At 68.9% G+C, this 24,590-nt stretch carries 22 protein-coding genes; 5 read left to right on the top strand and 17 right to left on the bottom strand.

What is annotated here, in order from left to right; translation table 11 throughout:
- Positions 1-41: 41 nt before the first annotated feature.
- Positions 42-2,963: a TonB-dependent receptor plug domain-containing protein gene (locus ABIC66_RS10465; protein WP_502910340.1), complete on the bottom strand. Its 2,922-nt coding sequence runs from the start codon at positions 2,961-2,963 to the stop codon at positions 42-44.
- Between the two features lie 740 nt (positions 2,964-3,703).
- On the opposite strand from ABIC66_RS10465, the gene nadA reads away from it, so the two are divergent.
- From nadA to nadC, 3 genes are all read left to right on the top strand, one after another.
- On the top strand, positions 3,704-4,792 hold the full coding sequence (gene nadA, locus ABIC66_RS10460) for a quinolinate synthase NadA (RefSeq protein ID WP_354069995.1): 1,089 nt from the start codon (positions 3,704-3,706) through the stop codon (positions 4,790-4,792).
- A 128-nt stretch (positions 4,793-4,920) separates the two neighbouring features.
- Positions 4,921-6,453, top strand: coding sequence for an L-aspartate oxidase (locus ABIC66_RS10455; protein ID WP_354069993.1), 1,533 nt, complete (start codon positions 4,921-4,923; stop codon positions 6,451-6,453).
- The gene (nadC, locus tag ABIC66_RS10450) at positions 6,450-7,298 is read left to right on the top strand and encodes a carboxylating nicotinate-nucleotide diphosphorylase (protein WP_354069991.1); all 849 of its coding nucleotides are present in this window, start codon (positions 6,450-6,452) and stop codon (positions 7,296-7,298) included. Before ABIC66_RS10455 ends, nadC begins: the two co-directional genes overlap by 4 nt.
- An 81-nt stretch (positions 7,299-7,379) precedes the next feature.
- On the opposite strand, the gene ABIC66_RS10445 is transcribed toward nadC, so the two are convergent.
- From ABIC66_RS10445 to ABIC66_RS10435, 3 genes are all read right to left on the bottom strand, one after another.
- On the bottom strand, positions 7,380-7,796 hold the full coding sequence (locus tag ABIC66_RS10445; RefSeq protein WP_354069989.1) for an MAPEG family protein: 417 nt from the start codon (positions 7,794-7,796) through the stop codon (positions 7,380-7,382).
- Positions 7,797-8,004: 208 nt separating this feature from the next.
- The gene (locus ABIC66_RS10440) at positions 8,005-8,856 is read right to left on the bottom strand and encodes a prephenate dehydratase (protein WP_354069987.1); all 852 of its coding nucleotides are present in this window, start codon (positions 8,854-8,856) and stop codon (positions 8,005-8,007) included.
- Positions 8,853-9,590, bottom strand: coding sequence for a 3-deoxy-manno-octulosonate cytidylyltransferase (locus tag ABIC66_RS10435; protein WP_354069986.1), 738 nt, complete (start codon positions 9,588-9,590; stop codon positions 8,853-8,855). Before ABIC66_RS10435 ends, ABIC66_RS10440 begins: the two co-directional genes overlap by 4 nt.
- Positions 9,591-9,758: 168 nt before the next feature.
- On the opposite strand from ABIC66_RS10435, the gene ABIC66_RS10430 reads away from it, so the two are divergent.
- Positions 9,759-10,466, top strand: coding sequence for a c-type cytochrome (locus ABIC66_RS10430; RefSeq protein WP_354069984.1), 708 nt, complete (start codon positions 9,759-9,761; stop codon positions 10,464-10,466).
- 81 nt (positions 10,467-10,547) lie between these two features.
- Here the strand turns inward: ABIC66_RS10430 and ABIC66_RS10425 are convergent, their stop codons facing one another.
- The 3 genes from ABIC66_RS10425 to ABIC66_RS10415 are packed head-to-tail and all read right to left on the bottom strand — an operon-like array spanning position 10,548 to position 13,584.
- Positions 10,548-11,336, bottom strand: a complete 789-nt coding sequence (locus tag ABIC66_RS10425; protein ID WP_354069982.1) for an alpha/beta hydrolase — start codon at positions 11,334-11,336, stop codon at positions 10,548-10,550.
- Positions 11,333-12,181, bottom strand: coding sequence for a C40 family peptidase (locus ABIC66_RS10420; RefSeq protein WP_354069980.1), 849 nt, complete (start codon positions 12,179-12,181; stop codon positions 11,333-11,335). The genes ABIC66_RS10425 and ABIC66_RS10420 overlap by 4 nt, the downstream gene beginning before the upstream one ends.
- Positions 12,178-13,584 (bottom strand): leucyl aminopeptidase family protein, encoded by a 1,407-nt coding sequence (locus ABIC66_RS10415; protein WP_354069978.1) that lies wholly within the window; start codon positions 13,582-13,584, stop codon positions 12,178-12,180. The genes ABIC66_RS10420 and ABIC66_RS10415 overlap by 4 nt, the downstream gene beginning before the upstream one ends.
- An 83-nt stretch (positions 13,585-13,667) precedes the next feature.
- Between ABIC66_RS10415 and ABIC66_RS10410 the strand changes: the two genes are divergently transcribed.
- On the top strand, positions 13,668-14,483 hold the full coding sequence (locus ABIC66_RS10410) for a tetratricopeptide repeat protein (protein ID WP_354069976.1): 816 nt from the start codon (positions 13,668-13,670) through the stop codon (positions 14,481-14,483).
- Between the two features lies 1 nt (position 14,484).
- On the opposite strand, the gene ABIC66_RS10405 is transcribed toward ABIC66_RS10410, so the two are convergent.
- The 10 genes from ABIC66_RS10405 to ABIC66_RS10355 form a co-directional block, all read right to left on the bottom strand.
- The gene (locus ABIC66_RS10405; RefSeq protein ID WP_354069975.1) at positions 14,485-14,811 is read right to left on the bottom strand and encodes a GIY-YIG nuclease family protein; all 327 of its coding nucleotides are present in this window, start codon (positions 14,809-14,811) and stop codon (positions 14,485-14,487) included.
- Positions 14,812-15,032: 221 nt separating this feature from the next.
- On the bottom strand, positions 15,033-15,224 hold the full coding sequence (locus tag ABIC66_RS10395) for a hypothetical protein (RefSeq protein WP_354069973.1): 192 nt from the start codon (positions 15,222-15,224) through the stop codon (positions 15,033-15,035).
- A 65-nt stretch (positions 15,225-15,289) separates the two neighbouring features.
- The gene (locus tag ABIC66_RS10390; protein WP_502910337.1) at positions 15,290-16,270 is read right to left on the bottom strand and encodes a type II secretion system F family protein; all 981 of its coding nucleotides are present in this window, start codon (positions 16,268-16,270) and stop codon (positions 15,290-15,292) included.
- Positions 16,271-16,450: 180 nt separating this feature from the next.
- Positions 16,451-17,428: a type II secretion system F family protein gene (locus ABIC66_RS10385; protein WP_354069971.1), complete on the bottom strand. Its 978-nt coding sequence runs from the start codon at positions 17,426-17,428 to the stop codon at positions 16,451-16,453.
- A 6-nt stretch (positions 17,429-17,434) separates the two neighbouring features.
- A complete protein-coding gene (locus ABIC66_RS10380) occupies positions 17,435-18,967 on the bottom strand; it encodes a TadA family conjugal transfer-associated ATPase (protein WP_354069969.1) in 1,533 nt (510 codons plus the stop codon).
- The gene (locus tag ABIC66_RS10375; RefSeq protein ID WP_354069967.1) at positions 18,968-20,557 is read right to left on the bottom strand and encodes a P-loop NTPase family protein; all 1,590 of its coding nucleotides are present in this window, start codon (positions 20,555-20,557) and stop codon (positions 18,968-18,970) included. It lies immediately after the preceding gene.
- Positions 20,557-21,249 (bottom strand): CpaD family pilus assembly lipoprotein, encoded by a 693-nt coding sequence (locus tag ABIC66_RS10370; RefSeq protein WP_354069965.1) that lies wholly within the window; start codon positions 21,247-21,249, stop codon positions 20,557-20,559. The genes ABIC66_RS10375 and ABIC66_RS10370 overlap by 1 nt, the downstream gene beginning before the upstream one ends.
- A 9-nt stretch (positions 21,250-21,258) precedes the next feature.
- Entirely contained in the window at positions 21,259-22,968 is a 1,710-nt protein-coding gene (locus tag ABIC66_RS10365; RefSeq protein WP_354069964.1) for a type II and III secretion system protein family protein, read from the bottom strand.
- The gene (gene cpaB / locus ABIC66_RS10360; protein ID WP_354069963.1) at positions 22,965-23,864 is read right to left on the bottom strand and encodes a Flp pilus assembly protein CpaB; all 900 of its coding nucleotides are present in this window, start codon (positions 23,862-23,864) and stop codon (positions 22,965-22,967) included. Before cpaB ends, ABIC66_RS10365 begins: the two co-directional genes overlap by 4 nt.
- A 190-nt stretch (positions 23,865-24,054) precedes the next feature.
- Positions 24,055-24,567, bottom strand: a complete 513-nt coding sequence (locus ABIC66_RS10355; RefSeq protein WP_354069961.1) for an A24 family peptidase — start codon at positions 24,565-24,567, stop codon at positions 24,055-24,057.
- Positions 24,568-24,590: the final 23 nt, after the last annotated feature.

Here is a 24,590-nt window from a genome sequence, read left to right as displayed (position 1 = left end):
TTTCGGAGCCGGCCCCTCAGAGGACCCGAAGGCCTTCTGTCCTAGTACTCGAAGCGCACGCCCACCTTGAACGTACGGCCGACCAGGCCGGCGTAGTGGTAGGTGGTCAGGAAGTTCGGAGCCGAGGCGTAGGCGCCCGGCGCGATCGGAGCGCGCTTGTCGAACACGTTGCCGACGTTGGCGTACAGTTGCACGCCTTCCTTCACTTCCGCCGTGGCGTTCAGGTCCACGTTGACGAACTTCTTGATGTTGCAGAACTTGCCGGCGATCGCGGCGTTGCCGGTGGCGTACGGGTTACCCGCCGTGCACTCGGTGCTGCCGTTGGTGTCGGCGGCGACCGACTTGATGCTGCCGACATAGTAGGCGGTGGCCGACAGGGTGTACTTGTCACCGAAGGCCAGCGTGTTCTGCCAGTTGCCCTTCCAGTCCGGCGTGCCGTTACCCGACGACAGGTCGTACGGGCCCAGCGTGCCAGCGTACTTCTGCACTTCCGTGGCGGTGTGCAGGTCGTACTTCAGCAGGTGGGTGACTTCCACCCGGCTGGTCAGGCGGACGCTGTCGGTCAGGTTGAACTTGCCGGTCGCGGAGACATCGACGCCCGAGGTGATCGCGTAGTTGGCGTTCACGTACGGGACGTTGATGATCAGGACGCGCGGCTGGGCGGTCGGGAACAGCGGGTCGGGCGCGTCGACGACGTTACAGGAGTAACCGGCGCCCACGGCGGCGACGGCGGCGCAACCCGCGGTCTGCGAACCGGCGGCGTAGTACGCGGCCACGGCCTTGGAGATGTCCGGGCCCGAGGTGATCAGGTCCGACTTCTTCACGTTGTAGTAGTCGACCGTCAGGCTGAGCCAACGGGTCGGCTCGGCGATGACGCCGGCGGTGAAGCTACGCGACTTTTCCGGCTTCAGGTCCGGGTTGCCGGCCACGCCGCGACCCAGGCTGTAGGCCTGGGAGTACGGGTTGGTCGTACCGCCGTGCGCGGTTTGGAAGGCCGTCGGCGGCGTGGTGGTCACGAAGCCGGCGTACTGCGAGCGCGGGCCCGATTCAGCGAAGGTCGGCGCGCGGAAGCCCTTGGAGTAGGTGCCGCGGAAGGCCAGTTGCTTGATCGGGGTGAACTTCGCGCCGAACTTCGGCGAGAAGTGGTGGAAGCCTTCCGAATAGTCGTCGTAACGGCCCGAGACGTTCAGTTCGAGGTTGTCGAGGACCGGGGCGGCGACTTCGAAGAAGCCGGCCTTCACGGTGTGCTTGCCGAACGCCGAGGCGGTCGACAGGGTCCAGGTGTCCAGACGGGCGTTCTGGTTGTTGTTGACCAGGACTTCCTTGCGGATCTGGGCGCCCAGGGCCAGCTGCATGTCGCCGCCCGGCAGGGTCCACAGCTTGTGGGTGATCGAGCCGTCCAGCGACATCACCGACGAGTGCGACGGCGTGACCATGTCCGGCGACACCGACTGACGGACCGCATCGGTGTTCTTCGACGGGTCGACGAAGTTGTACGAACCGGTGTTGATGGCCTTCAGCGTGTTGGCGATGTTCAGATAGCCGTACTGGGTCAGCTTCAGGTTATCGCGCGCGCCGACGCCTTCGATGCGCCAGTTCCAGTCGTCGCCGAACGAACCGTTGAACCCGAAGGTGCCGCGGATCACTTCGTTCTGGCGGTTGCTGCCCGAGTGGATGTCACCGAACAGGTAGTAGATGCGCGCCGCGCCGTTGGCCGGGTCGGCCGCGAAGGCGGCGGCGAACGGGTTGTTCGGGTTCAGCGTGTGGGTCGGATCGGTGGCGCAGTTGACGCCCGCCGCGCAGATGTAGACCGGCAGGACGATGCCCGGGTTCGACGAGGCCAGCGACGGCGCGCCGCCGAAGGGCTGCGTGGCCCGCAGGGCGCGCGGAGCGCTGATGATGTCGACTTCCGACTTCGAGTAGCTGCCGGTGGCGTAGGCTTCGATGTTCTCGCTCAGACGGGCGCTGATGCGGCCGTTGAAGGCGTAACGCTTCTGCTTCGGCGCGATCTGGCTGTAGGCGTCGACCAGGTTCCACTTACAACCCGTGCCGTTGGCCGAGGCCGACACTTGCGTGTAGGTGCCGTTGGCGCAGTTCAGGTTCAGCGACTGGTAGGCCGTAGTCAGCGGAGCGCCGACCTTGCCCGCGAGCGGGTTGTTCAGGTCCGACTGGCTGACGCGGGTCACGACGGCGTTCGGCGTGGCGGTGGTCAGGGCCTGGTCGGCGGTGTTGTTGTCCAGGCCGCCGATCGAGCTCAGGTCCTGGGTGTTGTACGGGAAGCCGCGGCTGTGGCTTGAGACCCGGCCGTTCGTCTGATACTCGGCGTTGACGTAGACGTTCCAGCCGCTCTCGGCGTAGTCGCCGTAGCCCAGGGTGATGTCGGCGCGGCGATGCTCGGCGTCGCCGCGATCGCTTTCGCCGGCTTCCATGCTGCCCTTAACGCCGACGAATTGCTTCTTCAGCTTCAGGTTCACCACGCCGCCGATGGCGTCGGCGCCGTACGACGACGAAGCGCCGTCCTTCAGGACTTCAATGCGGTCGATTAGGCTGAACGGGATCGAGTTCAGGTCGACATAGGCGTTGTGGCCGTCGTCGTTGATCGGGAAGTTGGTCGAGCGCAGGCCGTCGACCAGAACCAGGGTCGACGAGACGCCCAGGCCGCGCAGCGAGACGGCCGAACCGCCGGCGCTGAAGCCGCTCTGGAAGCCGGTGCCGATCGAGCCGGCGCCGTCGGCCGAGATCGAACGGATGGCGTCCGAAGCCGTGCTGATGCCGGCGTGCTGCAGGTTTTCCGACGTCAGCACGGTGACCGGCGACGGGGTTTCGGTGTCGGTGCGGCGGAACAGCGAACCGGTGACGACAATTTCCTCAACTTGCGTCTGGTCGGCGGCCGGCGCGGCCGGTGCGGTCTGCGCGGCGGCTTGGCTGGCGCCCAGCACGGCCACGGCGGCGCCGCAAATCATGGTGGAAGCGAGCAAGCGCTCCCGGATGGTCTTCGTATTCAAGGTAAACTCCCCAGCGTCTCTGCGTGCGCATGCGGGCATGCGCGATCCGGACTCACGGTTTGGAGTCCAGCTGGCCGGGAGCTACGAACTTAATCGATCTGAGGTCAACGAACATTGCGAGGGTGAAATGCGACGCCAAACGGCTGTCTCATTAAAGTCACATACCCGTCGAACGGTAATGTGCGAACCTATCCAGCGCCGGAGAATAGCTTTCAAGAGCAGTTTACTACTTCCGGTAATAAAAATAACCACTCATCACCGATTTTCGATGCACCAAGCGCGCTGCTTTTTACTTGTATATAAAATACTGTACATTTGAATTGTCGCCTGGCGCACATACGTTTCCGCGTATCCGGACTGGTGACGGTATTTTTCTTCCACATTACGGATATGTAAGCAGGAAACCTGGCGGCCTCACTGCAGGTCTTGGCAAGGACGGACCGTCGCCACCGATGGCCGCACCCGCTTCCGGCCATCGCCAAGGCCACGCTTTCGCCTCAGAAAAAGGCGCCGCGCTTTCAGAATAAGCCGGGTTTGCATTCTGCCGCCTAAGGTCTATATGTGTCAGGAAGGTTATGCTCACTTTCAGCATAACCAGGGCGCCGGACCGCCCAGGAGCCTCCTCGGAAGCGCTCTAGATGGCCCCGGCGTTTTTTGAGGCCCTGGAAATGCTCACTTTGAGCATAACGGAGTATCAGATGGCTGACGGGTTCGCCGCTCCGCTTGAATTCACCGCCCAGATCGAGGCGGAGACCGCCGGGATCTGGGACAAGGTCAAGCATCACGTCACGCCGATGGAGTGGCGCGTCCAGGCCCCGCTGATCGCCGAGATCAATCGGATCAAGCGCGAGAAGAACGCCGCGATCCTGGCCCACAACTACATGACGCCGGACATCTTCCACGGTGTGGGCGATTTCGTCGGCGACAGCCTGGCCCTGGCCCGCGAGGCCGCCAAGAGCGACGCGGCGATCATCGTCCAGGCCGGCGTGCACTTCATGGCCGAGACCAGCAAGGTCCTCTCGCCCCAGAAGAAGATCCTGATCCCGGACCTGAAGGCCGGCTGCAGCCTGGCTTCCTCGATCACCGGCGCCGACGTGCGGCTGATCAAGCAGCGCTATCCGGGCGTGCCGGTCGTCACCTACGTCAACACCACGGCCGACGTGAAGGCCGAGACCGACATCTGCTGCACCAGCGCCAACGCGGTGCAGGTGGTCGAGTGGGCCGCCCGCGAGTGGGGAACCGACAAGGTCATCCTGATCCCCGACGAATTCCTGGCCCGCAACGTCGCGCGCCAGACGAGCGTCAAGATCATCGCCTGGGCCGGTCATTGCGAGGTGCACAAGCGCTTCACCGCCAGCGACATCGCCGACATGCGCGCGGCCTGGCCCGGCGCGGAAGTGCTGGCCCACCCCGAGTGCCCGGCCGAGATCCTGGAGGCGGCCGACTTCGCCGGCTCCACGGCGGCGATGAACGACTATGTCGCGGCCCGCAAGCCGGCCCAGGTGGTGCTGATCACCGAGTGCTCGATGGCCAGCAACGTCCAGGCCGAAAGCCCGCTGACCCAGTTCATCGGCCCCTGCAACATGTGCCCGCACATGAAGCGGATCACCCTGCAAAACATCCACGACGCCCTCGTCCACGAGCAGTTCGAGGTGACGGTCGACGCCGGCGTCATCGAGCGCGCTCGCCTGGCCGTGCAGCGGATGATCGACCTGCCGCCGCCGGCGGTCCCGGCGCGGTACGACCTGGTCAAGGCCCGGCATCACGTGGATGTCGAGTTGATCTGAGGGCCTCGAAAATTGTCATCCCGGCCAAGCGCGCAGCGCGCCGAGCCGGGACCGCGGCAAGCGCCGTGTTTCCGACGGTCCCGGGTCTCCGCCCGGGATGACAGTCGGAAAGTGGAGTGGAGCGTGAGATGACCCAGTATCGCTTGATCTTCGACGGCCCCGTCATCCTCGGCGCCGGTCTCGCCGGCCTCACCGCCGCCCTCTCCGCGACGAAGGGAACGGGGAAGAAGGCCCTCGTCCTGTCGCCGACCCCGCTGGCGACCGGCTGCTCCAGCGCCTGGGCGCAGGGCGGCATGGCGGCGGCGTTGTCGGGCGAGGACAGTCCGGCCCTGCACGCGGCCGACACCCTGGCCGCCGGCGCGGGGCTCTGCGATCCGGTCGCCGTCGCGCTGCTGACCCGCGAGGGCCCGCAGGCCGTCCGCGATCTGGCCACCCTGGGCGCGCCCTTCGACCGCAAGGCCGACGGCGCGTTCGTGCTCAGCCTCGAGGCCGCCCATGCCAAGGCCCGGGTCGCGCGGGTCGGCGGCGACGGGGCCGGCGCGGCGATCATGGCCGCCGTCATCGCCGCCGTGCGCGCCACGCCGGCGATCGAGGTCCGCGAGCACGCCCGCGCCCGTCGCCTGCTGCAGGACGACACCGGCCGCGTGGTCGGGGTTCTGGCCGAGATCGACGGCGACCTGGTCGAGATCCGTAGCCATGCCGTAATCCTGGCCACCGGCGGCGTCGGCGGCCTGTACGCCGTGACCACCACGCCCGCCGAGGTGCGTGGCGAAGGCCTGGGCCTGGCGGCACTGGCCGGCGCGACGATCGCCGATCCAGAGTTCGTGCAGTTTCACCCCACCGCCATCGACATCGGCCGCGATCCCGCCCCCCTGGCCACCGAAGCCCTGCGCGGCGAGGGCTCGATCCTCAGGAACGCCGATGGCAAGGCCTTCATGGCCGACTACCACCCGGCCAAGGAGTTGGCGCCGCGTGACGTGGTCGCCCGCGCCATCCACGCCGAGCGCGCCGCCGGCCGAGGCGCCTTCCTGGATGCGACGGAGGCGGTCGGCGTCCACTTCCCGCACGAGTTCCCGGCCGTGTTCGAGGCCTGCCAGAGCGCCGGGATCGACCCGCGCCGTGAGATGATCCCCGTCACGCCGGCCGTGCACTATCACATGGGCGGCGTGGCCACGGGCCTGGACGGCCGCGCCAGCCTGCCGGGCCTCTACGCCGCCGGCGAGTGCGCCTCCACCGGCGTGCAGGGCGCCAACCGCCTGGCCTCCAACAGCCTGCTGGAGGCGGCGGTGTTCGGGGCCCGCGCCGGCCGCGCGGCCGCGGCGGAAGGCCGGGCCGGCGGCGAGCCCGTCAGCCTGGCGCCCCTGCCCGACCTGCCCGACGCGGCGCTGCAGACCCTGCGTAAGGCCATGAGCCGCGACGCCGGGGTGATCCGCGACGCCTGGGGCCTGGCCCGTCTGCTGAGCCAGATCGAGGCGCTGGAGCCGGCCTACGGCCCCTGCCCCACGATTGTCGCCGCGCGGCTGATCGTCGAGGCGGCCCTGGCCCGTCGCGAAAGCCGGGGCGGCCACTTCCGCTCGGACTTCCCGGCGACCGCCGAGCCGACCCGCACCTTCGTGACCTTGGAGAGCGCGGACGCCGCCGTCCGCTACGCCGCCGAATGACCATTCAGCCTCTGGACGACCTGCTCGTCCGTCCGATCGTCGATCTCGCCCTGGCCGAGGACCTGGGGCGAGCCGGCGACATCACCGGCCAGGCCTGTATCGATCCGGACGCCCGCCTGTCGGTGGCCTGGGTCAGCCGCCAGGACGGCCGCGTCTCGGGCCTGTCCTGCGCCCGCTTGGCCCTGGCCGCCCTGGACCCGACCGCCTGCTTCGAGGTGGTGACGCCGGACGGCTCCAACGTCTTGCCGGGCGCGGTCCTAGCCAGGGCCGAAGGCGACGCCCGCGCCGTGCTGATCGCCGAGCGCACGGGCCTCAACCTACTGGGCCGCTTGTCGGGGATCGCCACCCTGACCCGCGCCTATGTCCGCCTGGTCGAGGGCACGGCCGCGACGATCGTCGACACCCGCAAGACCACGCCGGGCCTGCGGGCGCTCGAGAAATACGCCGTCCGCTGCGGCGGCGGGGTCAATCACCGCTTCGGCCTGGATGACGCCATCCTGATCAAGGACAACCACGTCGTCGCCTGCGGCGGGGTCGGCGAGGCCGTCCGCCGGGCGCGCGCCCACGCCGGCCACCTGGTCAAGGTCGAGGTCGAGGTCGACGGCCTGGACCAGTTGGACGAGGCCCTCAAGCATGGGCCCGACGTGGTGATGCTGGACAATTTCAGCCTCGACGACCTGCGCACGGCCGTACGCCTGGCCAAGGGCAAGGCGGTGCTGGAAGCCTCGGGCGGCGTGAACCTGACCACTGTCCGAGCCATCGCCGAGACGGGGGTGGACGTGATCAGCGTCGGCGCCCTGACCCACTCGGCGCCGGTGCTGGATATCGGGCTGGACGCCGCCTAGCGGCAAGGCCAGCTCCCTCGCAAATGACGTGTCATCCCGGCTCTCCGCTTCGCTGCAGCCGGGATGACACGGATTTTGGAACTAGAAGAGTTTCATCAGCTCGCGCGCCACCATCGCCGCCAGCACGCCGGTCGAGATCACGAACAGCAGGAACCGCAGCGGCACCAGATTGATGCTGACCTGCAGCAGGCTGTGCAGAACGCGCACCCCGACATAGACCCAGGCGAAATGCACGGCCAGCGGGTCCGCGTGTCCGGCGACCGCGATGGCCAGGGCCGCCGCGTAGAAGATGGTCGGCTGCTCCATTAGATGGTTGTAGTTGTCGGCCGCCTGGCGGGCCGTGGCGGGCAGGATGTCCAGCGAGCCCGGGAACCGCGCGTCCTGCGGCTTGACCCCCGCCTTCTGCATCGCCGGGATCCGCTGGATGTACATCCAGAGCCATATCACCAGCGACCACGCCACCAGCGCCATGACCGGCGCGACCATCGAACTCTGCATCGGTTCCCTCCCCGGGACTCTCGTTTGACCCGGGGAGCTAATCAGAGAACGATGTTATCGGAAATGGTGACGTTTGGGGAAGGCGTATTCTTAAGCCCTGTCATCCCGGGCGGAGCGCAGCGGAGACCCGGGACCGCAACAAGCTCAGAGCTTCCGGCGGTCCCGGCTCGGCGCGCTACGCGCTTGGCCGGGATGACAGCCTCAAAGCCTAGCTCCCCCGGTCCCGGAACGGATCGGCCGGATAGACGCCCAGGATCTCGAAGCGCTCGGAGAAGAACTTCAGCTCGTCCAGCGCCAGGGCCAGCGAGCGGTCCTCGGGCCGGCCGTCGACCTCGGCGTAGAAGAAGGTCGCGGTGAAGGCTCCGCCTTCCATGTAGCTTTCCAGCTTGGTCATGTTGACGCCGTTGGTCGCGAAGCCGCCCAGGGCTTTGTAGAGGGCCGCGGGCAGGTTGCGGACGCGGAACACGAAGCTGGTCACGCAGCGGTGCACGAAGTCCGGCGCGGGCGGGCTCTTGTCGGCCGTCATCACCAGGAAGCGGGTGGTGTTGTGGCGCTCGTCCTCGATGTCGCGGGCCAGGATGTCCAGGCCGTAGATCTCGGCGGCCAGGGCCGGGGCGACCGCGGCGTGGGTCGGGTTGGGCTTCAGGGCCAGGGCCTTGGCGGCGCCGGCCGTGTCGCCGGCCGCCTCGGTCTCGACGCCCAGCTTCTTGAGGCTGTTGCGGCACTGGGACAGGGCGATCGGCATCGAGCTGACCACCTTCACATCCTCCAGCTTGACGCCCTTGTTGGCCATCAGCTGGAAGCGGATCGGCTTGAAGCGCTCACCGATGATCTTCAGGCCCGAGGCCGGCAGCAGGTGGTGGACGTCGGCGACCCGGCCGGCGATCGAGTTCTCGATCGGGATCATGCCCAGGGCGGCGACGCCGGTCTTGATGGCGTCGAAAGCTTCCTCGAACGTCTTGCAGGGATAGGCCTCGTAGTCCGGGAAATAGGTCCGGCACGCCTCGTGGCTGTTGGCGCCGGGCTCGCCCTGGAAGGCGATCTTCTTGAGGATGCTCATTGGGATTCCTGGGCCTGCTCGCGGGCCGCTTCGAGATCGGAAGGATTGTCGACGGAGATCGGGGCTTCGCTGGCCACGGCGGCGCGGATGGTCAGACCCAGCTCCATGGCGCGCAGTTGCTCCAGCTTCTCGCGCTTTTCGAGGGGCGAGGGCGCGGCGTCGTTGAACACCACCAGCGCCTCGCGGCGATAGCCATAGATGCCGATGTGGCGCCAGACCGGCGCGTCGCCATAGAGGGTCGAGCGGGTGAAGTAGAGCGCGCGGCCGCTTTGGCCGTCGTCCTCCATGGCCAGCACCGCCTTGACCACGTCGGGGTTCGATCGATCGGCCGGAGAGGCCTCGGGCGCCACGACGGTGGCGATATCGGCGTCCTCGAATTCCTTAAGTACGCGCGCGCAATCGCTGAGCACCGCCGGATCGACGAAGGGCATGTCGCCCTGCAGGTTGATCACGACGTCATGCTCGAACCCCGGATCGAGTTCAGCCAAGGCCGCCAGGATCCGGTCCGAGCCGGAGGGCAGGTCGGGGTCGGTCAGCACCGCCAAACCGCCAGCCTTTTGAACCGCCTCGACGATTTCGGGATCGCCGGCCGCCACGGCCACCGGACCGATCCCGGCCTTCAGCGCCTGGTTCAGCACCCGGACGATCATCGGGACGCCGCCGATGCCGGCCAGCGGCTTGCCCGGGAGACGGGTCGCCGCCATCCGCGCGGGGATCAGGACGATCGGGTTCATGGCAAGGTTCGCGGCCTCAATTGTTTGCTGCCCGGTTGCGCGAGGGGCGGTAGCGTGTAAGAGACGCGAGCGCAACATGACGCGCGTCGGGGACTCGTTCTCGCGATTCCGATGCGCTGGTTTCAAGCCCGCCCTGGGGTGGGCCGACAAGAGGCTGACTAGGCTGAAATGAGCGACCTGACGTTCAACAAGATCGCTGGCGGCGTGCTGCTGACCGGCCTCGTTATTTTCGGTCTGCGTGAAGCGTCGGACATCGTCTTCAAGAAGCATGAAGTCGAGAAGGCCGGCTACGAGATCGCGGTCCAGGAAGAATCGGCCGGCGGCGGCGAAGCCGCCGACACCCCGCCCGACTGGGCCGCCGTCCTGACCCCGGCCAATGTCGCCGCCGGCGCCGCCGTCTCGGCCAAGTGCGCCGCCTGCCACAAGCTGGACGCCTCGAACGCCAACGCCACGGGCCCCGGCCTGTGGGACGTGCTGGGCCGCAAGCCGGCTTCGCACCCGGGCTACAACTATTCGGGCGCGATGAAGGACTTCTCGGGCAAGACCCCGGTGTGGGACTACGACGCCCTGTACACCTTCCTGAAGGCGCCCGGTAAGGACGTCCCCGGCACCAACATGACCTTCGTGGGTCTGAAGAAGCCGGAAGACCGCATCGCGATGATCGCCTACCTGCACAGCCTCGGTTCGAAGCTGCCGGTGCCGCCGCCGCGTCCGGCCGCCGCGGCTCCCGCTGCCGGCGCCCCGGCAGCTGGCGCTCCAGCCGCCGACGCCGCGGCTCCGGCCGCGCCGGGCGGCACGACGGCTCCGGCCGCGGGCGCCGCCGCCGCTCCGGCCGCTCCGGCCGCCGGCGGCAATACGGCCCCGCCGAAGGCCTAAGCCGCCTCGCGCGGTTCGAGATGGAAGAGGCCGCGAAGCGAAGGCTCCGCGGCCTTTTTCGTGCGCGCCGTCCAGCCGCCGCTAGCGGGAAGCCTTGCGCGCCATCCACAGCGCGGCCAGGTCCGGCCAGGCCGCCTGGGATCCCTCCAGTTCGCGCAGGGCGAAGCCGTGCGGGGCCTTGCCGAACACGTGGGCGTCGAGGTCCAGATCCAGGTCGCGGGCGGTCCTGATGTAGTTCAACGCGTGCTCGATCGGCACCGACTGGTCATGCAGGGCGTAGGCCAGGAAGGCCGGGCAGCGCGGCACGCCGTGCGGCTCGGCCGCCAGCCCGATCGGCCAGTCGTCGTAGAAGGCCTGCTTCTGGGGCGGCGGATAGTCCGGCTTGCCGGGCGGCGCCTTGTAGCGGCTGTGGTTGGCGTTGATCGGCCCGTAGGCGATCAGCAGGCCGTTGGCGTCCACGCCCGGCTGGCAGGCGACAGCGCCGGCCAGGTGACCGCCGGATGACAGGCCCAGCAGGAACAGCGGCTGATCACGAGGGATATGGCCAAGCGCCGCCAGCGCGTCGGTCAGGGCCACGTCCTTGGGCCAGACGCCGCCAGCGCCGTCGGCCTGGCCCGGCAGGCGATGGACCAGAACATCGGCCTCGTAGCCCAGGCCGTTCAGCCATTCGGCGACCTGGGCGCCCTCGCGGTCGTACATCAGCCGGACATAGCCGCCGCCGGCGCAGACCAGCACCCGGCCCAGCGGCTTGGCGACGCGATAGGCATGCAGCTCGCCGCGCGAAACGACCTCGACGACCCGGTCGGGCCAGACGCCGTTCAGCGCATTGGCCGCGCCCGCGCCCAGCGGGATGATCTCCGGCGCGATCACGAAACCCGCCGATAGCCGAGCGGCGCGCCCGTCGGCGTGGCCTCGATCCGAGCGATCGCCTCCGCCAGGGGTTCGATCGCCGTGGCCATGTGGTGAGCGTTGGCGTGCAGGATGGTCTCGGCGTCCAGCAGGACGGCCACGTGGCCCTTCCAGAACACCAGGTCGCCACGCCGGCGCTCGGCCTCGGCCACCTCCGGGAAGAAGCCGCGCTGCATGTCGGTGTCGCGCGGGCAGGCGCGGACGCAGGCATAGAGCGCCTGCTGAACAAGGCCCGAGCAGTCCAGGCCCAGGCTCTCGCGGCCGCCCCACTGGTAGGGCGCGCCCAGGAAACGCTCGGCGACGGCGACATAGTCGCGCTCGCCATGGCCGATGGCGGTCAAGTGCGCCTCGACGAACCAGCCGGTCCCGACGCCCTTGGCGAAGCGGCCCTCGCGAGCCTCGACCGTGACCAGGGCGTTCAGACTGTAGAGGCCCTCGGGCCGCGACTTGATGTCGGGCTTGCTGAACGCGTAGGTGCGGATCGCGCTCACCGCATGGGTGGGCGGCGCGCCTTGCGGGATCAGGGCCGAGGCCTCGACGAAGCCGACATAGCCATCGCGGGCCGCCTGGCCCCAGGCGAAGCCGTCCTTGACCTCCAGCACCCGGAAGACCTCGCCGAACAACAGCTGGTCCCACTGCTCGGCGTCGCGCGAGGCCGTGGCGCGGATCGCCGTGGCGGGCACGGCGCAGACCATCGCCTCGCTGGCCTCGAAGCGCTCGGCCGGGGCCAGGCCCTCCAGGCGCAGGTCGGCGAGGTCGGGGCGGGCCAGGGTGACGCGGGGGTCCCCAAGACGGTCGAAGCTCATGCGAAACGGCCCTTGATCATGGCGAAGGCCGCGCGAATGGCCTGCGCCTCGCCCCCCACGGGGAATCCGGGGCGGCCCTTGGGGTTCCAGGCGAAGACATCGAAGTGGGCCCAGGGGCCGATATCCTGACCAGACGGCGCGAAGCGTTGCAAGAACAGGGCGGCCGTGGTGGCGCCCGCTTGGGCCCAGCCGTCGGGGTCGTTCTTCAGGTCGGCGATGTCGCTGTCCAGCGCGTCGCGATAGGCCTCGGTCAGCGGCAGGCGCCACAGCGGATCGGCGACCGACGACGCGGCGACCTCGATCTGGGCGGCCAGCCGGTCGTCGCTCGTCCAGAACGGGATCACGAACGGGCCCAGGGCGACCCGCGCCGCGCCGGTGAGCGTGGCGAAGTCCAGGGTCAGGGCCGGCTTCAGCTCGGCGGCGCGGGTCAGAGCGTCGGCCAGGATCAAGCGGCCCTCGGCATCGGTATTGCCCACCTCGACCGTAAGCCCGGCCCGGGTCTGGAGCACGTCGCCCGGTCGCATGGCGTCGCCGGCGATGGCGTTCTCGACCACGGGGAGCAAGACCGCCAGGCGCACGGGCAGCCGGGCCTCCATGATCATCCGGCCCAGGGCCAGAGCGTGGGCGGCGCCGCCCATGTCCTTCTTCATCAGCCGCATGCCCGAGGACGGCTTGATGTCGAGGCCGCCGGTGTCGAACACCACGCCCTTGCCGACCAGGGCCACCAGCGGATGGTCGGCCTGGCCCCACGAGAGCTCGATCATCCGCGGCGCGCGAGCCGGGACGGCGGCGCGGCCCACCGCGTGGACGGCCGGATAGTTCTGGCCCAGCAGATCATCGCCGGTGACGACGGCGATCGTCGCGCCGTACTTGGCGGCGATCTCGCGGGCGATCGTCTCGATCTGCAGCGGCCCCATGTCGTTGGCGGGGGTGTTGACCATGTCGCGAGCCAGGGCGCAGGCGTGGGCCGTAGCGGTGACGGCGGCCGCATCGACGCCTTTGGGCGCGACCAGGCGGGCGATCGGTTCGCCCTTCTTCTTGTAGCGGTCGAAGCGGTAGGTCCCCAGGGCGAAGGCCAGGGCGGCCTCGGACGGATCGATCCCCTTGGGCAGCTTGGTCAGGGCGTACTCGCCGGCCGGCAGCTTACCCGCCAGGGTGCGAAACAGCGACAGATCCGCGCGGCCCGAGCCCAGACCCAGCAGCACCCGCTCGACCGCGCCGCTCGCGCCGGGGACCGCCAGCACCTGTCCGGCCTTGCCCGAGAACGTGTTGGCGGCGGCGTAAACCCTTATCGGCGCGCGCTTCTGGGCCAGGAAGCCCTCGACCTCGCCCTCCGTCAGCGGATGGATCGGGATCGCCGCGCCCTCGGCCGTGGCCAGGATCGGATGCGTCACGTCGGACATCGGCGGAGTCCTTTAAAATTATGCTTAACGATTCCTTGAGGCCGCGCCCGGATCATGGGCGCACCTTCGGGAGACCTGCCTTCATGTGTCGCAAGCGCGCGCTCGTCGCAACCGTTCTCGCCCCGGCCGTCCTGTTGATGGCGTCGGGAGCTTTCGCCGCCGACGCCCCCAAACCCGCGCCGGAAGCGGTTGCGCCCAAGCCGGTCAAGGCCTCGCCACAGCAGCGCGCCGAGGCGCGGCGGCTGGACCCGCTGGCCCGCGCGGCCTTTTGGGGCGCCGAGTTCGAGACCGACCCGGCCGACGCCGAGGCGGGCGCGGGCCTGGCCCAGGCGCTGCGCGGCCTCGGCCGCAACGACGACGCCGTCGAGACCGCGACCAAGGCGCTGATCGCCCATCCCGACGACACCACCCTGCTGTTGGAATTGGCCCGCGCTCATGTCGCGCGCGGCCAGGGCTTCTACGCCATCGAGCCGGCCCGCAAGGCCGCCGCCCTGGCGCCGAAGGACTGGCGTCCGCTGACCCTGCTGGCCGTGGCCTACGAACAGGCCCAGCGCGACGACGAGGCCGACGCCGCCCACCGCCAGGCCCTGGCCCTGGCCCCGACCGAGGCCACGCCGCTGGCCAACTACGCCATGCATCTGGCCGCCAAGGGCGATCTTCCCGGCGCCGAAGCCCAGCTGCGCCGCGCCGTCGCCCTGCCCTCGGCCGGGATCCAGGTGCGCCAAAACCTCGCCCTGGTCGTGGGCCTGCAAGGTCGCCTGCCGGAAGCCGAAAAGCTCGCCCGCGCCGACCTGCCGCCCGAACAGGTCGACAACAACCTAGCCTATCTCCGCGCCGCCATCGGCCACGCCGGCAGCGGGCGGAGCTGGGACGCGCTGAAGAGCGGCGGCGGGCAGTAATTCAGATCTGGCGAGGAACCGGCGTCCACTCGAAGATCGCCGCGTAGAGGTCATCCCAGCGCGGATTGTCCCGCTCGATCAGGTTGATTTTCCACTGACGGGGCCAGCGCTCGATCGAGGTCTCCCGCTGGATGGCCTCGACCATCAGATCGTGCTCCTCGTACCAGACGAGACGGGTGAGACCGTACCGCTTGGTGAAGCCTTTCAACTGACCTTCACGGTGCTGGGTGATGCGGGTGATGAAGTGACCCGTGACGCCGGTGTAGAGTGTCCCACGATAGCGATCGGCCATCATGTAGACAGCAATCCAGGCCTCGCGTGGAACCATAACGTCCTCCTCTTCCAAGGAGAACAATACAAGAATAAAAAATCCCGTCATTCCCGCCCTCGTGGCGGGAACCCCTCTATCGGCCGCACGGGCGGGAGGGGCGAACCGCCAGCGGTTCGCCTGCGTCTCACGTGTCAGACGAGCCAGGGGTTCCCGCCACAAGGGCGGGAATGACGGGAGTTATTGGGATGGGATGGCGGTGATCCCAACCGCCGCCAGCCCTACCCCGCCAGCGTCCGGCTCAACACCTCCGACGCCCTCACCAAGCCGCTCAGCAGCGGCATGGCCAGCAGGCTTTTCATGGTGAAGGCGAAGAACGCCGCCAGACCCAGCAGCAGCGCCATCTCCAGGGCCGCGCCGCCCCTTTCTTCCTCGGTGAACTCGACCGAGATCTTTCTGTGCCTGCCCGCCACGCGCCCTGTCCCAAAACGAAAATGCCTTGGGCGGTCGGCGCAAGACGGGCGCCAGAAGACGAGTCTCAGTGCTTCCCGAGCACGTCCTGGATCTTGATGATCGCCGGACCCAGGATCACCGTGAACAGCACCGGCAGGAAGAACAGGATCATCGGCACGGTCAGCTGAGCCGGCAGGGCCGCGGCCTTCTTCTCGGCGGCGGAGAGACGCAGTTCGCGGTTTTCCTTGGCCATGACACGCAAGGCCGCGCCCAGCGGCGTGCCGTAGCGTTCGGCCTGGATCATGGCGGTGGCCACGGACTTGATGCCCGGGTGGTTGGTCCGGCGGGCCAGACCCTCATAGGCCAGGCGCCGGTCGGGCAGGTACGACAACTCGGCGGTCAGCAACGACAGTTCCTCGGCCAGTTCCATCGACGAGGCGCCGACTTCCGAGCCGACCTTCTGGATCGCCGCCTCGATCGACATGCCGCTTTCCACGCAGATCAGCAGCAGGTCCAGCGCGTCGGGAAACGCCGCCACGATCGACTCGCGGCGCTTCTGGGCGATGTTGGTGATGTAGACGTTCGGCGCGTAGTAGCCGAGCGCCAGGAAAGCCACGCAGGCGCACATCTTCTGGACGGGCAGCAGGCCGAAGCCGTTCACGACATAGAGGTAGAAGGCCACGACCGCCCCGAACACGAACGGCATCACGAAGCGGAAGAAGTAGAAGGTGGTCACCGGGCGCGGACCGCGGAAGCCGGCCTGGGCCAGCTTGTCGACGACCTTGGGGTCTTCCAGCAGCCGCGACAGCTGCAGCCGCTCCACGACGTTCTTGTAGAGGCCCTCGTCCTGGTGGCGCAGCGAGCCGGCGCCGGTTCGCTGGGCGATGTTCTGCCGCGAGCGGCGGCGCAGTTCCTCGCGGCGGTTGGCCACCGACTTCAGGCGGCCCTCGAGGTTGTTGTCGCGCAGGGCCGGCGAAGCCAGGGTGATGATGGTGGCGAACACCACCATCGCGATGAAGGCGGTCAGCAGGTTCGTGGGGTCGGTCAGGGTGTCGACGATCTTCACGCGGACCTCCCCCGTGCAGAACCGACCGTCCCGGCGAAAGCCGGGATCCAGATCGAACCCGCGAGCGCTTGAGCGCCGGACGGCGCGGCCAAACGCATCTGCCCAAGATGCTCGGGCTGAATCTGGGCCCCGGCTTTCGCCGGGGAGAGCGGGGTGAGGGAGCGCATGACGATCCTCCCCCTAGAACTTGAAGTTGATCATGCGGCGCATGACGAAGATGCCCAGGCTCATCCAGATCCCGCCCGCCAGCAGCATCAGGTGGCCGCGCGGATCGGAGAACATCGGCTTCATATAGGCGGGCGAGGTCACGCTGATCAGGATGACGACGCCGGGCGGCAGCGAGCCGATGATGAAGGCCGAGGCGATGGCTTCGGCCGACAGCGCCTTGATCTTCTCCTTCATCAGCTTGCGCGCGCGCAGCACGGTGGAGAGGTTGCCCAGGGCCTCGGCCAGGTTGCCGCCGGTCTTGGCCTGGATGGCCAGCACGATGGCGAAGAAGCGCAGCTCGCTGGTCGGCATGCGCTCGTACATCTTCTCCAGGGCCGCATCCATCGGCACGCCCATGGCGACGTTCTCGGTCAGGGTGCGGAACTCGCCGGCCAGGGGCTCGGGGCACTCCTTGCCGATGATCTTCAGGCAGTCATGGACCGGCAGGCCCGACTTGATGCCACGCACGATGATGTCGATGGCGTCCGAGAAGGCTTCGGTGAACTTGTGGGTGCGGCTCTTGGCCAGGAAGCCCAGGACCCAGCGCGGCAGGCCCGCCCCGGCGGCGAAGCCCGCGCCCAGGGCCACCAGCGCTTGCTGGCCCAGCAGCAGGAAGATCAGGGTGATGAACACGCCCAGCACGCCGCTGATGATCCAGAACATCCGGACGTTCTCGCCCAGACCCGCGGCCTGCATCCGCGCGCCGATGCTGAGCGAGGCCTTCTTCTGCTTGCGCTCCTGTTCCTTGAGCGACTTGAGAATGGCCTGGCGACGGGCGTCGGGGGTGTTGGCCGCGGCCTTGGCGCGGACGCTGGCCTGGCGCTCGCCGCCGCCGGCGATCATCTGCGCGCGCTTGGCCGCCTTGGCCGAGCCGCCGTCGCCGCCGGCGAAGGCGAAGCCGAGACCGGCGATGGTGATGAAGCCCAGGATCCCGGCCACGATGAACAGCATGGCCGCCTACTCCGCCGCGTCGAGGGCTTCGGCCAGCTCGCGCTCCAGCCCGTAATAGCGCGCGCGATCCCAGAACCGCGGACGGGCGATGCCGGTCGAGCGGTGCTTGCCCACCACCTTGCCGGCCTCGTCCTCGCCGGTGATCTCGTAGACGAACAGGTCCTGGGTGACGATCACGTCGCCTTCCAGGCCCACGACCTCGGTGATGTGGGTGATGCGGCGCGAACCGTCGCGCAGGCGGGCCGCCTGGATGATCACGTCGACCGAGCCGACGATCATCTCCTTGATGGTCTTCGAGGGCAGGCCGTAGCCGCCCATGGTGATCATGCTCTCGACGCGGCTGATGGCCTCACGCGGGCTGTTGGCGTGCAGCGTGCCCATCGAGCCGTCGTGGCCGGTGTTCATGGCCTGCAGCAGGTCGAACGCCTCCGGGCCGCGGACTTCGCCGACGATGATGCGTTCGGGACGCATCCGCAGACAGTTCTTGACCAGGTCGCGCATGGTCACCGCGCCCGAGCCTTCCAGGTTCGGCGGCCGGGTTTCCAGGCGCACCACGTGCGGCTGCTGCAGCTGCAGTTCGGCCGCGTCCTCGCAGGTCACGACCCGCTCGGTGGGGTCGATGAAGGCGGTCATGGTGTTGAGCAGGGTCGTCTTGCCCGAGCCCGTGCCGCCCGAGATGATCACGTTGCAGCGACAGGCGCCGATGACGCCCAGAACCCGCGCCCCTTCGGGGCTGATGGAGGCGTACTCCACCAGGTTCTTCATGGTCAGCTTGTCCTTCTTGAACTTCCGGATGGTCAGGGTCGGACCGTCCAGAGCCAAGGGGGGCGCGATGACGTTGACGCGGCTGCCGTCGGGCAGGCGGGCGTCGCAGATCGGCGAGCTTTCGTCGACGCGGCGGCCGACCTGGCTGACGATCCGCTGGCAGATGTTCATCAGCTGCAGATTGTCGCGGAAGCGGACATTGGTCAGCTGGACCTTGCCGCCCACTTCGATGAACACCCGATGGGCGCCATTGACCATGATGTCGGCGATGTCGTCGCGGGCCAGCAGGGGCTCCAACGGACCGTAGCCGAGGACGTCGTTGATGATGTCCTGGACCAGGTGCTCCTGTTCCGCGACGGACATCGAGACGTTCTTGATCGCCACCAGCTCGGCGACGATGTCGCGGATCTCCTCGGCCGCCGCCTTGACGTCGAGCTGGGCCAGCTGGCTCAGGTCGATGGTGTTCAGCAGGGCGTTGAAGATCGTCGTCTTGGTGGCGTGGTAGTAGTCGCTCTGCTCGCGGACGATGTTGGTCGTCTGGGCGGCGGCCAAGCCCTGGGCGGCGCGCAGCTGGTCCAGGCCCGGCGTCGCCTTGGGCGCGGGACCTTTCGCGGGGCTGCTCACCTTGGGCGGCGGCGCCTTGGGCCCAGAAACGCTGGAATCGGCCGCGGGCTCGACCCGCTGCGGACGCGTGGCGATGGCCGCGCCGCCCGCCGGGGCGGGGGGCGGCGCCTTCTGTTCGGCGGAGGCTGACGGATCGCGCTTGCCGAACATCTACTTCTTCTTGAACAGGCCCGAGAGCATGGACGACTTCTGAACGGCCGGCGGTTCGCGGCGGCTGATCAGGCGGGCCAGGTGCTCGAGCCCTTCGGCGGCCTTCGACTTGGGCGCCACCTCGGCCAGCATCTGGCCGTTGTTGGCCGCCTGGCCGTAGGGCTTGGGATCGAACGGCAGCACCAGCGAGGGCTGGACGCCCAGGGCCTCGCCGAAGTCCTTGACCGGGATCTCGGGACGGCCGGGCACGCCGACCTGATTGAGCACCAGGCGCGGCGGCACGTCGTTGGGCCGAGAACCCTTGACCAGGTCGATGATGTTCTTGGCGTTGCGCAGGGACGCGAGGTCCGGCGTCGCCACCACGACCAGATCGTCCGAGCCGACCAGCACGCGGCGGATGGCGGCGTTCCAGACGTGCGGGATGTCCAGCACCACGAACGGCGCCGCGCCGCGGATCTTCTGGGTCACTTCCTCGTAGGCGTCGGCGTCGATCTCGTAGTCGTCGTCCAGCGAGGCCGGGGCGGCGAACAGCGAGAGGCGGTCGCCGCAGCGGACCATCATGCGGTCCATCAGCACCGGGTCCAGACGGTCGGGCTGGGTCAGGGCGTCCAGCATCCCCTGCAGGGGATCCTGGTTGAAGTCGAGGCCGGCGGTGCCGAAGGCCAGGTCCAGGTCGGCCAGCACGGTGGCCGTCTGCATCTTCTCGGCCATCGACCAGGCGAAGTTGTGGGCCAGGGTGGAGGCCCCCACCCCGCCCTTGGCGCCGACGAACGCGATCTGGCGGCCGACGAACGGCGCCGACGGGTCGGCATAGAGCGCGCCGACGGCGCGGATCACCTGCAAGGGGCCCAGGGGCTGGGTCAGATACTCGCTGACGCCGCGGCGGATCAGCTCGCGATAGAGGGCGATGTCGTTGGTCTGGCCGACCACGACCACCTTGGTGCCCGGGTCGCAGACCTGGGCCAGGCTGTCCAGCAGGTGCAGCAGGCGCTGGGCGCCGTCGGTCGTCTCGACCATGACCAGCGAGGGCGTCGGCTGGTTCTGGTAGTACTCGACGGCCGCTTCCAGCCCGCCCTCGCGGACGATGGTCGAAGCACGGGCCATGCGGCGGTCGGCGGCGGCCTTCTCGACCAGCGCGGCCGTCTCGGGCCGGGCGTAGAAGGCGTGGATGGTGATGCGCGGGATCGCCGCGTCGCCCAGACCGTCGTCGGCGATGGGCTCGTGATAGGTCGGCGCCGCGGCGACGGGCGCCTCGGCCGGAATGTCGAGGTCGCGGTCGTCATCGACCGGCGCGGCGGCGACCGGCTGCGGCGCGCGACGCTGAGCGGCTTGAGCCTGGGCCTGGGGCGTCGGCCGGATGGCCGGCGCGGCGGCCTGAGACGCGAGGGGTTGCGGCGCGCGGGGTTGCGGTGCGCGCGGCGCCTCCTCGCGCGGACGAGCCGGCGGGAACTCGGCGAACGGGTCGTCGAAGCCGCCCACCGGGCTCAACGACGGCGGGGCGGATGCGCGCCAGGGATCGGACGCGCCGGTCGTGAACTCGTCGGCGGCGTCGAAGCCCAGATCGAAGGGGTCGCTGTCGGTCGGCCGCATTACGGGATCGCCTTCGAAATGGCGCCGCTGGATTGGTCGTCCTTGGCCGAGCTGGTCACTTCACCCTTGCGATACTTGTCGAACACCGTGTCGCGGCGGCCGGCGTCGGCTGGCGTCATGTCGCGCGGTCGGATCAGGTCCTCGGGGTTGGCGACCTGGGCGGCGATGTTCGCGGCCATGGCGCAGCCGAAGTTGTCATAGGCGGTGTTGTTGCGGGTCGCGGTCAGATTCTCCCAGCGCTGCCCGCACTTCAGCGGCTCGGCCTCGTAGCGCAGGAAGCCGACGCGGATGGTGTTGTCATCCGGGCCGATCGGATTGAAGCCGACGATCCGCACGCGTGCGCCTGGCGCGCCCAGCAGGACCAGGCGATCGCGGATCTGGGTGGCCATGGCGCCGGCGGTGTTGGGCGCGGTGACCACCAGTTCGCGGCCCTCGGCTTCCAGCCAGCGGCCGACCAGGGCCTCCAGGGCCGAGCCCTGGTTGGTCGACAGCCCCGTGGCGTGCGGCGCCAGCACGATCTCGTCGGGGGCCGAGGTGACCTTGATCTTGTCGACCCATTGCTGGGTCTCGGTGGCGGCGGTCCTGGACGGCGCCTGTTCCGGCGGGGCCGAGGCGCAAGCGGCCAGGCCGGCCACCGCCGTGCTCAGCAGCAGGCTCTTCAGGACGATCTTGACGAGGTTTTTGTGCGTCATGGCGGCGTCCTACTCGATCACATAGCCGACGGGGCCTTGGTACGCGCGCCCCGCGTTGGCGCCGGCCGGCGCCTTGACCACCTTGTTGAGCCGCCCCAGCAGGACCGTGCTCATGTCGCTGGCGAACACCAGCCCGTCGGCCGGGGTCTGCAGGTCCTGCGGACGGGTCGGGTCGACGATGTACGGGGTGACGATGATCACCAGCTCGGTCTGGCCGTTCAGGAAGTCGCGCGAACGGAACAGCGTGCCCAGAATCGGCATCGAGGTCATGCCGGGGATCGAATCGATGGTCTGCTTGGTCGTCTGCTGCAACAGGCCGGCGATCATCAGCGACCCGCCCGACGGGATCTCGACGGTCGTCTCGGCGCGGCGCACGGACAGGCCAGGCACCGTCAGGTTGGCCGCCGCCGAACCGGAGGCGATCGTGAACGCCCCGAGACTGGACAGTTCGGAGACCTCGGTCGAGATCTTCAGCGAGATGCGGCCGCCCGACAGCACGACCGGGGTGTAGCCCAGGCCCACGCCGTATGGCTTGAACTCGATCGAGATCTTGCCGCTGGTGTCGCTGCCGGTCGGAACCGGGAATTCGCCGCCAACCAGGAAGTGGCCGGCCTCGCCGGATACGGCCGTCAGGTTCGGCTCGGCCAGGGTGCGCACCAGACCGACGCGCTCGAAAGCCTGAATCATGCTCTTGGCCTGGTTCATCCCCGTGCTGCCGGCTGAATTCCGGATCGTCGAAAGCGGATCTTTCGGATCGACGAAGTCGTAGGCCTTCAGCGTCTCGGACGTCGTACAGCCGGTCGCACTACACGTGGTGATCGGCACCTTCACGTCGCGGCTGATCACCGGGACCTTGGTGGTGTCCAGGTTGTAGCCGCCCGTCACGCCGCCCAGCAGGCTGCCGTTGACGCCGTAGGTCGGCGAGAAGCCGAACTTGAACTGGTCTCGGCCAAGCTGACCGAGCACCGCGTTCAGGTCCACGCCCAGCTGTTTGACGACGTTGCGCTGCACCTCGACGATGCGGACCTGCAGCATCACCTGGTCCTTGCCGGCGATGCTGAGCATGTTCAGCACGTTCTCCGGCTTGCCGACGAACTGCGCGGCGATGCGGGAGGCGGCCTCGGAATCGGCGGCGGTCCGCACGACGCCGCTCAACACGACGCTGTCGCGGATCGGCTGCACGCGGATCTTGGCGTCGGGCAGGACGCGGACCAGGGTGTCGGCCAGCTGATCGACCGGCTGGGAAACCCGGATGGCCAGCGACAGGATGCGGCGGCCGGCGGCGTCGAAGAACGCCGCGTCGGTCGTGCCCTCGCTCAAGCCGACGACATAGATGCGGCGCTTGTCGCGCAGCACGGCGTCGGCGATGACCGGGTTGGTGACCAGCAGGTCGCGGACGTCGCTAGGCAGCTCGATGATCGCCGACTTGCCCTTGGCCAGCTCCAGGGTCGTGGCGGTCTGGTCGGCCGTCAGGGCGATCCGCGTCACGTCGCTGACCGGCGGCGCGAACGCCATCGGCGCGGGCGGCGGGGCCGGGCGCGAGACCCGGGCGGCGGGGCGATAGACGTGCGAGCCGGCGACCGGACCGTCGGCGAACGCCGGGGCGGTCCAGGAGAGGCCCAGCAGGGCGGCCACGTGGACCGTCAGGAGTCGGCGCGTCTGGGACATGCGGGCTTTCAGGGGAGCGTTCACCGGGCGATGCTTAGGGGGGCGACTCATGGGCGCACCGCCACGCTGGTGGTGGTTCCGCCGCGATTGATGCGGACGGTGGTGTCATTGGCGGCGACTGGGCTGGTCATGCCCGACGGGCCGCCGAGATCGGTATAGGCGCGCAGGGCCAGGGAGACGGCGCCGGCCGCCTTGGCGCGGGCCAGGGCCTCGGCCTCGACCGGGCCGACCTCGAGGGTGGCGGTGGCCGCGACGATGGACTTGGCGTCCTTCTCGGCGGCGGTGCTCTGGTCCAGGGCCAGGACGCGGATGTTCTGCAGGACGGTCTCGGCGACCACGGCGCGACTGGCCGCGGCGGCGCCGTCGCTGGAGCCGCTGGCCTGGACGTCGTGGGTCATCAGCACGTCGACGCGGTCGCCGGGCAGGATGAAGCCGCCCACGGCGGTGTCGGAGGTGACCTGCACGGCCATGGCCCGCTTGCCGGGAGTCAGGACGACGGACAGATAGCCGCCCTCGCCGCCCCGGACGATCTTGCGCGGGGTGATGGGTTCGCCGGTCAGGATCGGGTCGCGAACGATCGCGCCTTCGACCACCTTGGCCGGATCGCCGCCGATCATCTGGTCGGCCGTGGCGGCGACGGCGGCCTTGGCGGCGTCGACCTTGCCGTCCGGCTTCGGCGGCGCGGCGCCATTGGTGATGAAGGCGCCGTTGATGGCGTCGGACGGCCAGGCCTGCCAGGTGACGTCGGCGGCCACCAAGCGCGTGCCGATCGGCAGGTCGCGCTTGGCGACCAGGACCTGGGTCATCGGCTTGCCCGGCGACGGCGCGGGCGCGGCCATGGCGGCCGGCGCGGCCGATTTGCCGCCCAAGGCGCGCTGCAGGACCACGGCGAGGCCGATAGCCGAAATCGCGGCGACCAGAACGATCAGGAGGCGTACGGGGCTCATGGCGCGGGCTGAAAACTCAATGGGGAGCCGCACGGTCGCCGTCCGGCGAGCACGCACGATTCGTCAGTCAGCCTTTCTGGCCGCGTTCCATGCTGGCTCGCGCATGGTTAACGCCCGCTAAAAGTTTTTAACGCGGAGACGGAAGGGATACGCGACAGGCTGTCGCGCCACTTGCCGCGGAAGCTGGGCTCTAGCCCAGGATTCCAAGGGCCAAGGCCCCTTGTGGGAAGGCCGCCAGGGCGCCCACGGCGATGGCGACGCCATAGGGCAGGTCGCCGCCGTCCGTACCCAATTTGCGTATCCAGGCCGGGCCACCCGCGACGACCGGCGCCAACCAGCCCGATCGTAGGGTCAGGATCGCCATGGTCAGGACGCCGCCGGCGAGACCCGTATAGAGCATGAAGGGCAGAGCCGCCGGCCACCCCAGCCACAAGGCGCAGACCGCGAACAGCTTACCGTCGCCGCCGCCGATCCAGCCGGCCGCGAACATTCCCATGCCCAGCACCAGGCCGCCGAGGCCGACGGCCAGGCAGAGGCCGATCTGCGAAAGCGGCGCGCCGACGGCCAGGGCGGCCGGAACGAAGGCGGCGATCAGGGTCAGCGAAATCCAGTTGGGGATCGTGTAGCTGGTCAGGTCCTTCAGCGCCCCGACGATCGCCAGGACCGGAAAGATCAGCAGCAGCGAGATCTGGATGGCTTGCACGCTCTTGCTCCTGTTCCGGGGCG

The organism is Caulobacter sp. 1776, assembly GCF_040545685.1.
Classification (GTDB): Bacteria; Pseudomonadota; Alphaproteobacteria; order Caulobacterales; family Caulobacteraceae; genus Caulobacter.
The sequence above is the reverse complement of the archived record's forward strand: the minus strand, read 5'-3'. Positions and strand labels throughout refer to the sequence as shown.

What these genes read in the sequence shown, in the direction of transcription:
- ABIC66_RS10465 (WP_502910340.1), bottom strand. Translation starts at nt 2,963, where the DNA reads ATGATTTGCGGCGCCGCCGTGGCCGTGCTGGGCGCCAGCCAAGCCGCC.
- nadA (WP_354069995.1), top strand. Translation starts at nt 3,704, where the DNA reads ATGGCTGACGGGTTCGCCGCTCCGCTTGAATTCACCGCCCAGATCGAG.
- ABIC66_RS10455 (WP_354069993.1), top strand. Translation starts at nt 4,921, where the DNA reads ATGACCCAGTATCGCTTGATCTTCGACGGCCCCGTCATCCTCGGCGCC.
- nadC (WP_354069991.1), top strand. Translation starts at nt 6,450, where the DNA reads ATGACCATTCAGCCTCTGGACGACCTGCTCGTCCGTCCGATCGTCGAT.
- ABIC66_RS10445 (WP_354069989.1), bottom strand. Translation starts at nt 7,796, where the DNA reads ATGCAGAGTTCGATGGTCGCGCCGGTCATGGCGCTGGTGGCGTGGTCG.
- ABIC66_RS10440 (WP_354069987.1), bottom strand. Translation starts at nt 8,856, where the DNA reads ATGAGCATCCTCAAGAAGATCGCCTTCCAGGGCGAGCCCGGCGCCAAC.
- ABIC66_RS10435 (WP_354069986.1), bottom strand. Translation starts at nt 9,590, where the DNA reads ATGAACCCGATCGTCCTGATCCCCGCGCGGATGGCGGCGACCCGTCTC.
- ABIC66_RS10430 (WP_354069984.1), top strand. Translation starts at nt 9,759, where the DNA reads ATGAGCGACCTGACGTTCAACAAGATCGCTGGCGGCGTGCTGCTGACC.
- ABIC66_RS10420 (WP_354069980.1), bottom strand. Translation starts at nt 12,181, where the DNA reads ATGAGCTTCGACCGTCTTGGGGACCCCCGCGTCACCCTGGCCCGCCCC.
- ABIC66_RS10415 (WP_354069978.1), bottom strand. Translation starts at nt 13,584, where the DNA reads ATGTCCGACGTGACGCATCCGATCCTGGCCACGGCCGAGGGCGCGGCG.
- ABIC66_RS10410 (WP_354069976.1), top strand. Translation starts at nt 13,668, where the DNA reads ATGTGTCGCAAGCGCGCGCTCGTCGCAACCGTTCTCGCCCCGGCCGTC.
- ABIC66_RS10405 (WP_354069975.1), bottom strand. Translation starts at nt 14,811, where the DNA reads ATGGTTCCACGCGAGGCCTGGATTGCTGTCTACATGATGGCCGATCGC.
- ABIC66_RS10385 (WP_354069971.1), bottom strand. Translation starts at nt 17,428, where the DNA reads ATGCTGTTCATCGTGGCCGGGATCCTGGGCTTCATCACCATCGCCGGT.
- ABIC66_RS10380 (WP_354069969.1), bottom strand. Translation starts at nt 18,967, where the DNA reads ATGTTCGGCAAGCGCGATCCGTCAGCCTCCGCCGAACAGAAGGCGCCG.
- ABIC66_RS10375 (WP_354069967.1), bottom strand. Translation starts at nt 20,557, where the DNA reads ATGCGGCCGACCGACAGCGACCCCTTCGATCTGGGCTTCGACGCCGCC.
- ABIC66_RS10370 (WP_354069965.1), bottom strand. Translation starts at nt 21,249, where the DNA reads ATGACGCACAAAAACCTCGTCAAGATCGTCCTGAAGAGCCTGCTGCTG.
- ABIC66_RS10365 (WP_354069964.1), bottom strand. Translation starts at nt 22,968, where the DNA reads ATGAGTCGCCCCCCTAAGCATCGCCCGGTGAACGCTCCCCTGAAAGCC.
- cpaB (WP_354069963.1), bottom strand. Translation starts at nt 23,864, where the DNA reads ATGAGCCCCGTACGCCTCCTGATCGTTCTGGTCGCCGCGATTTCGGCT.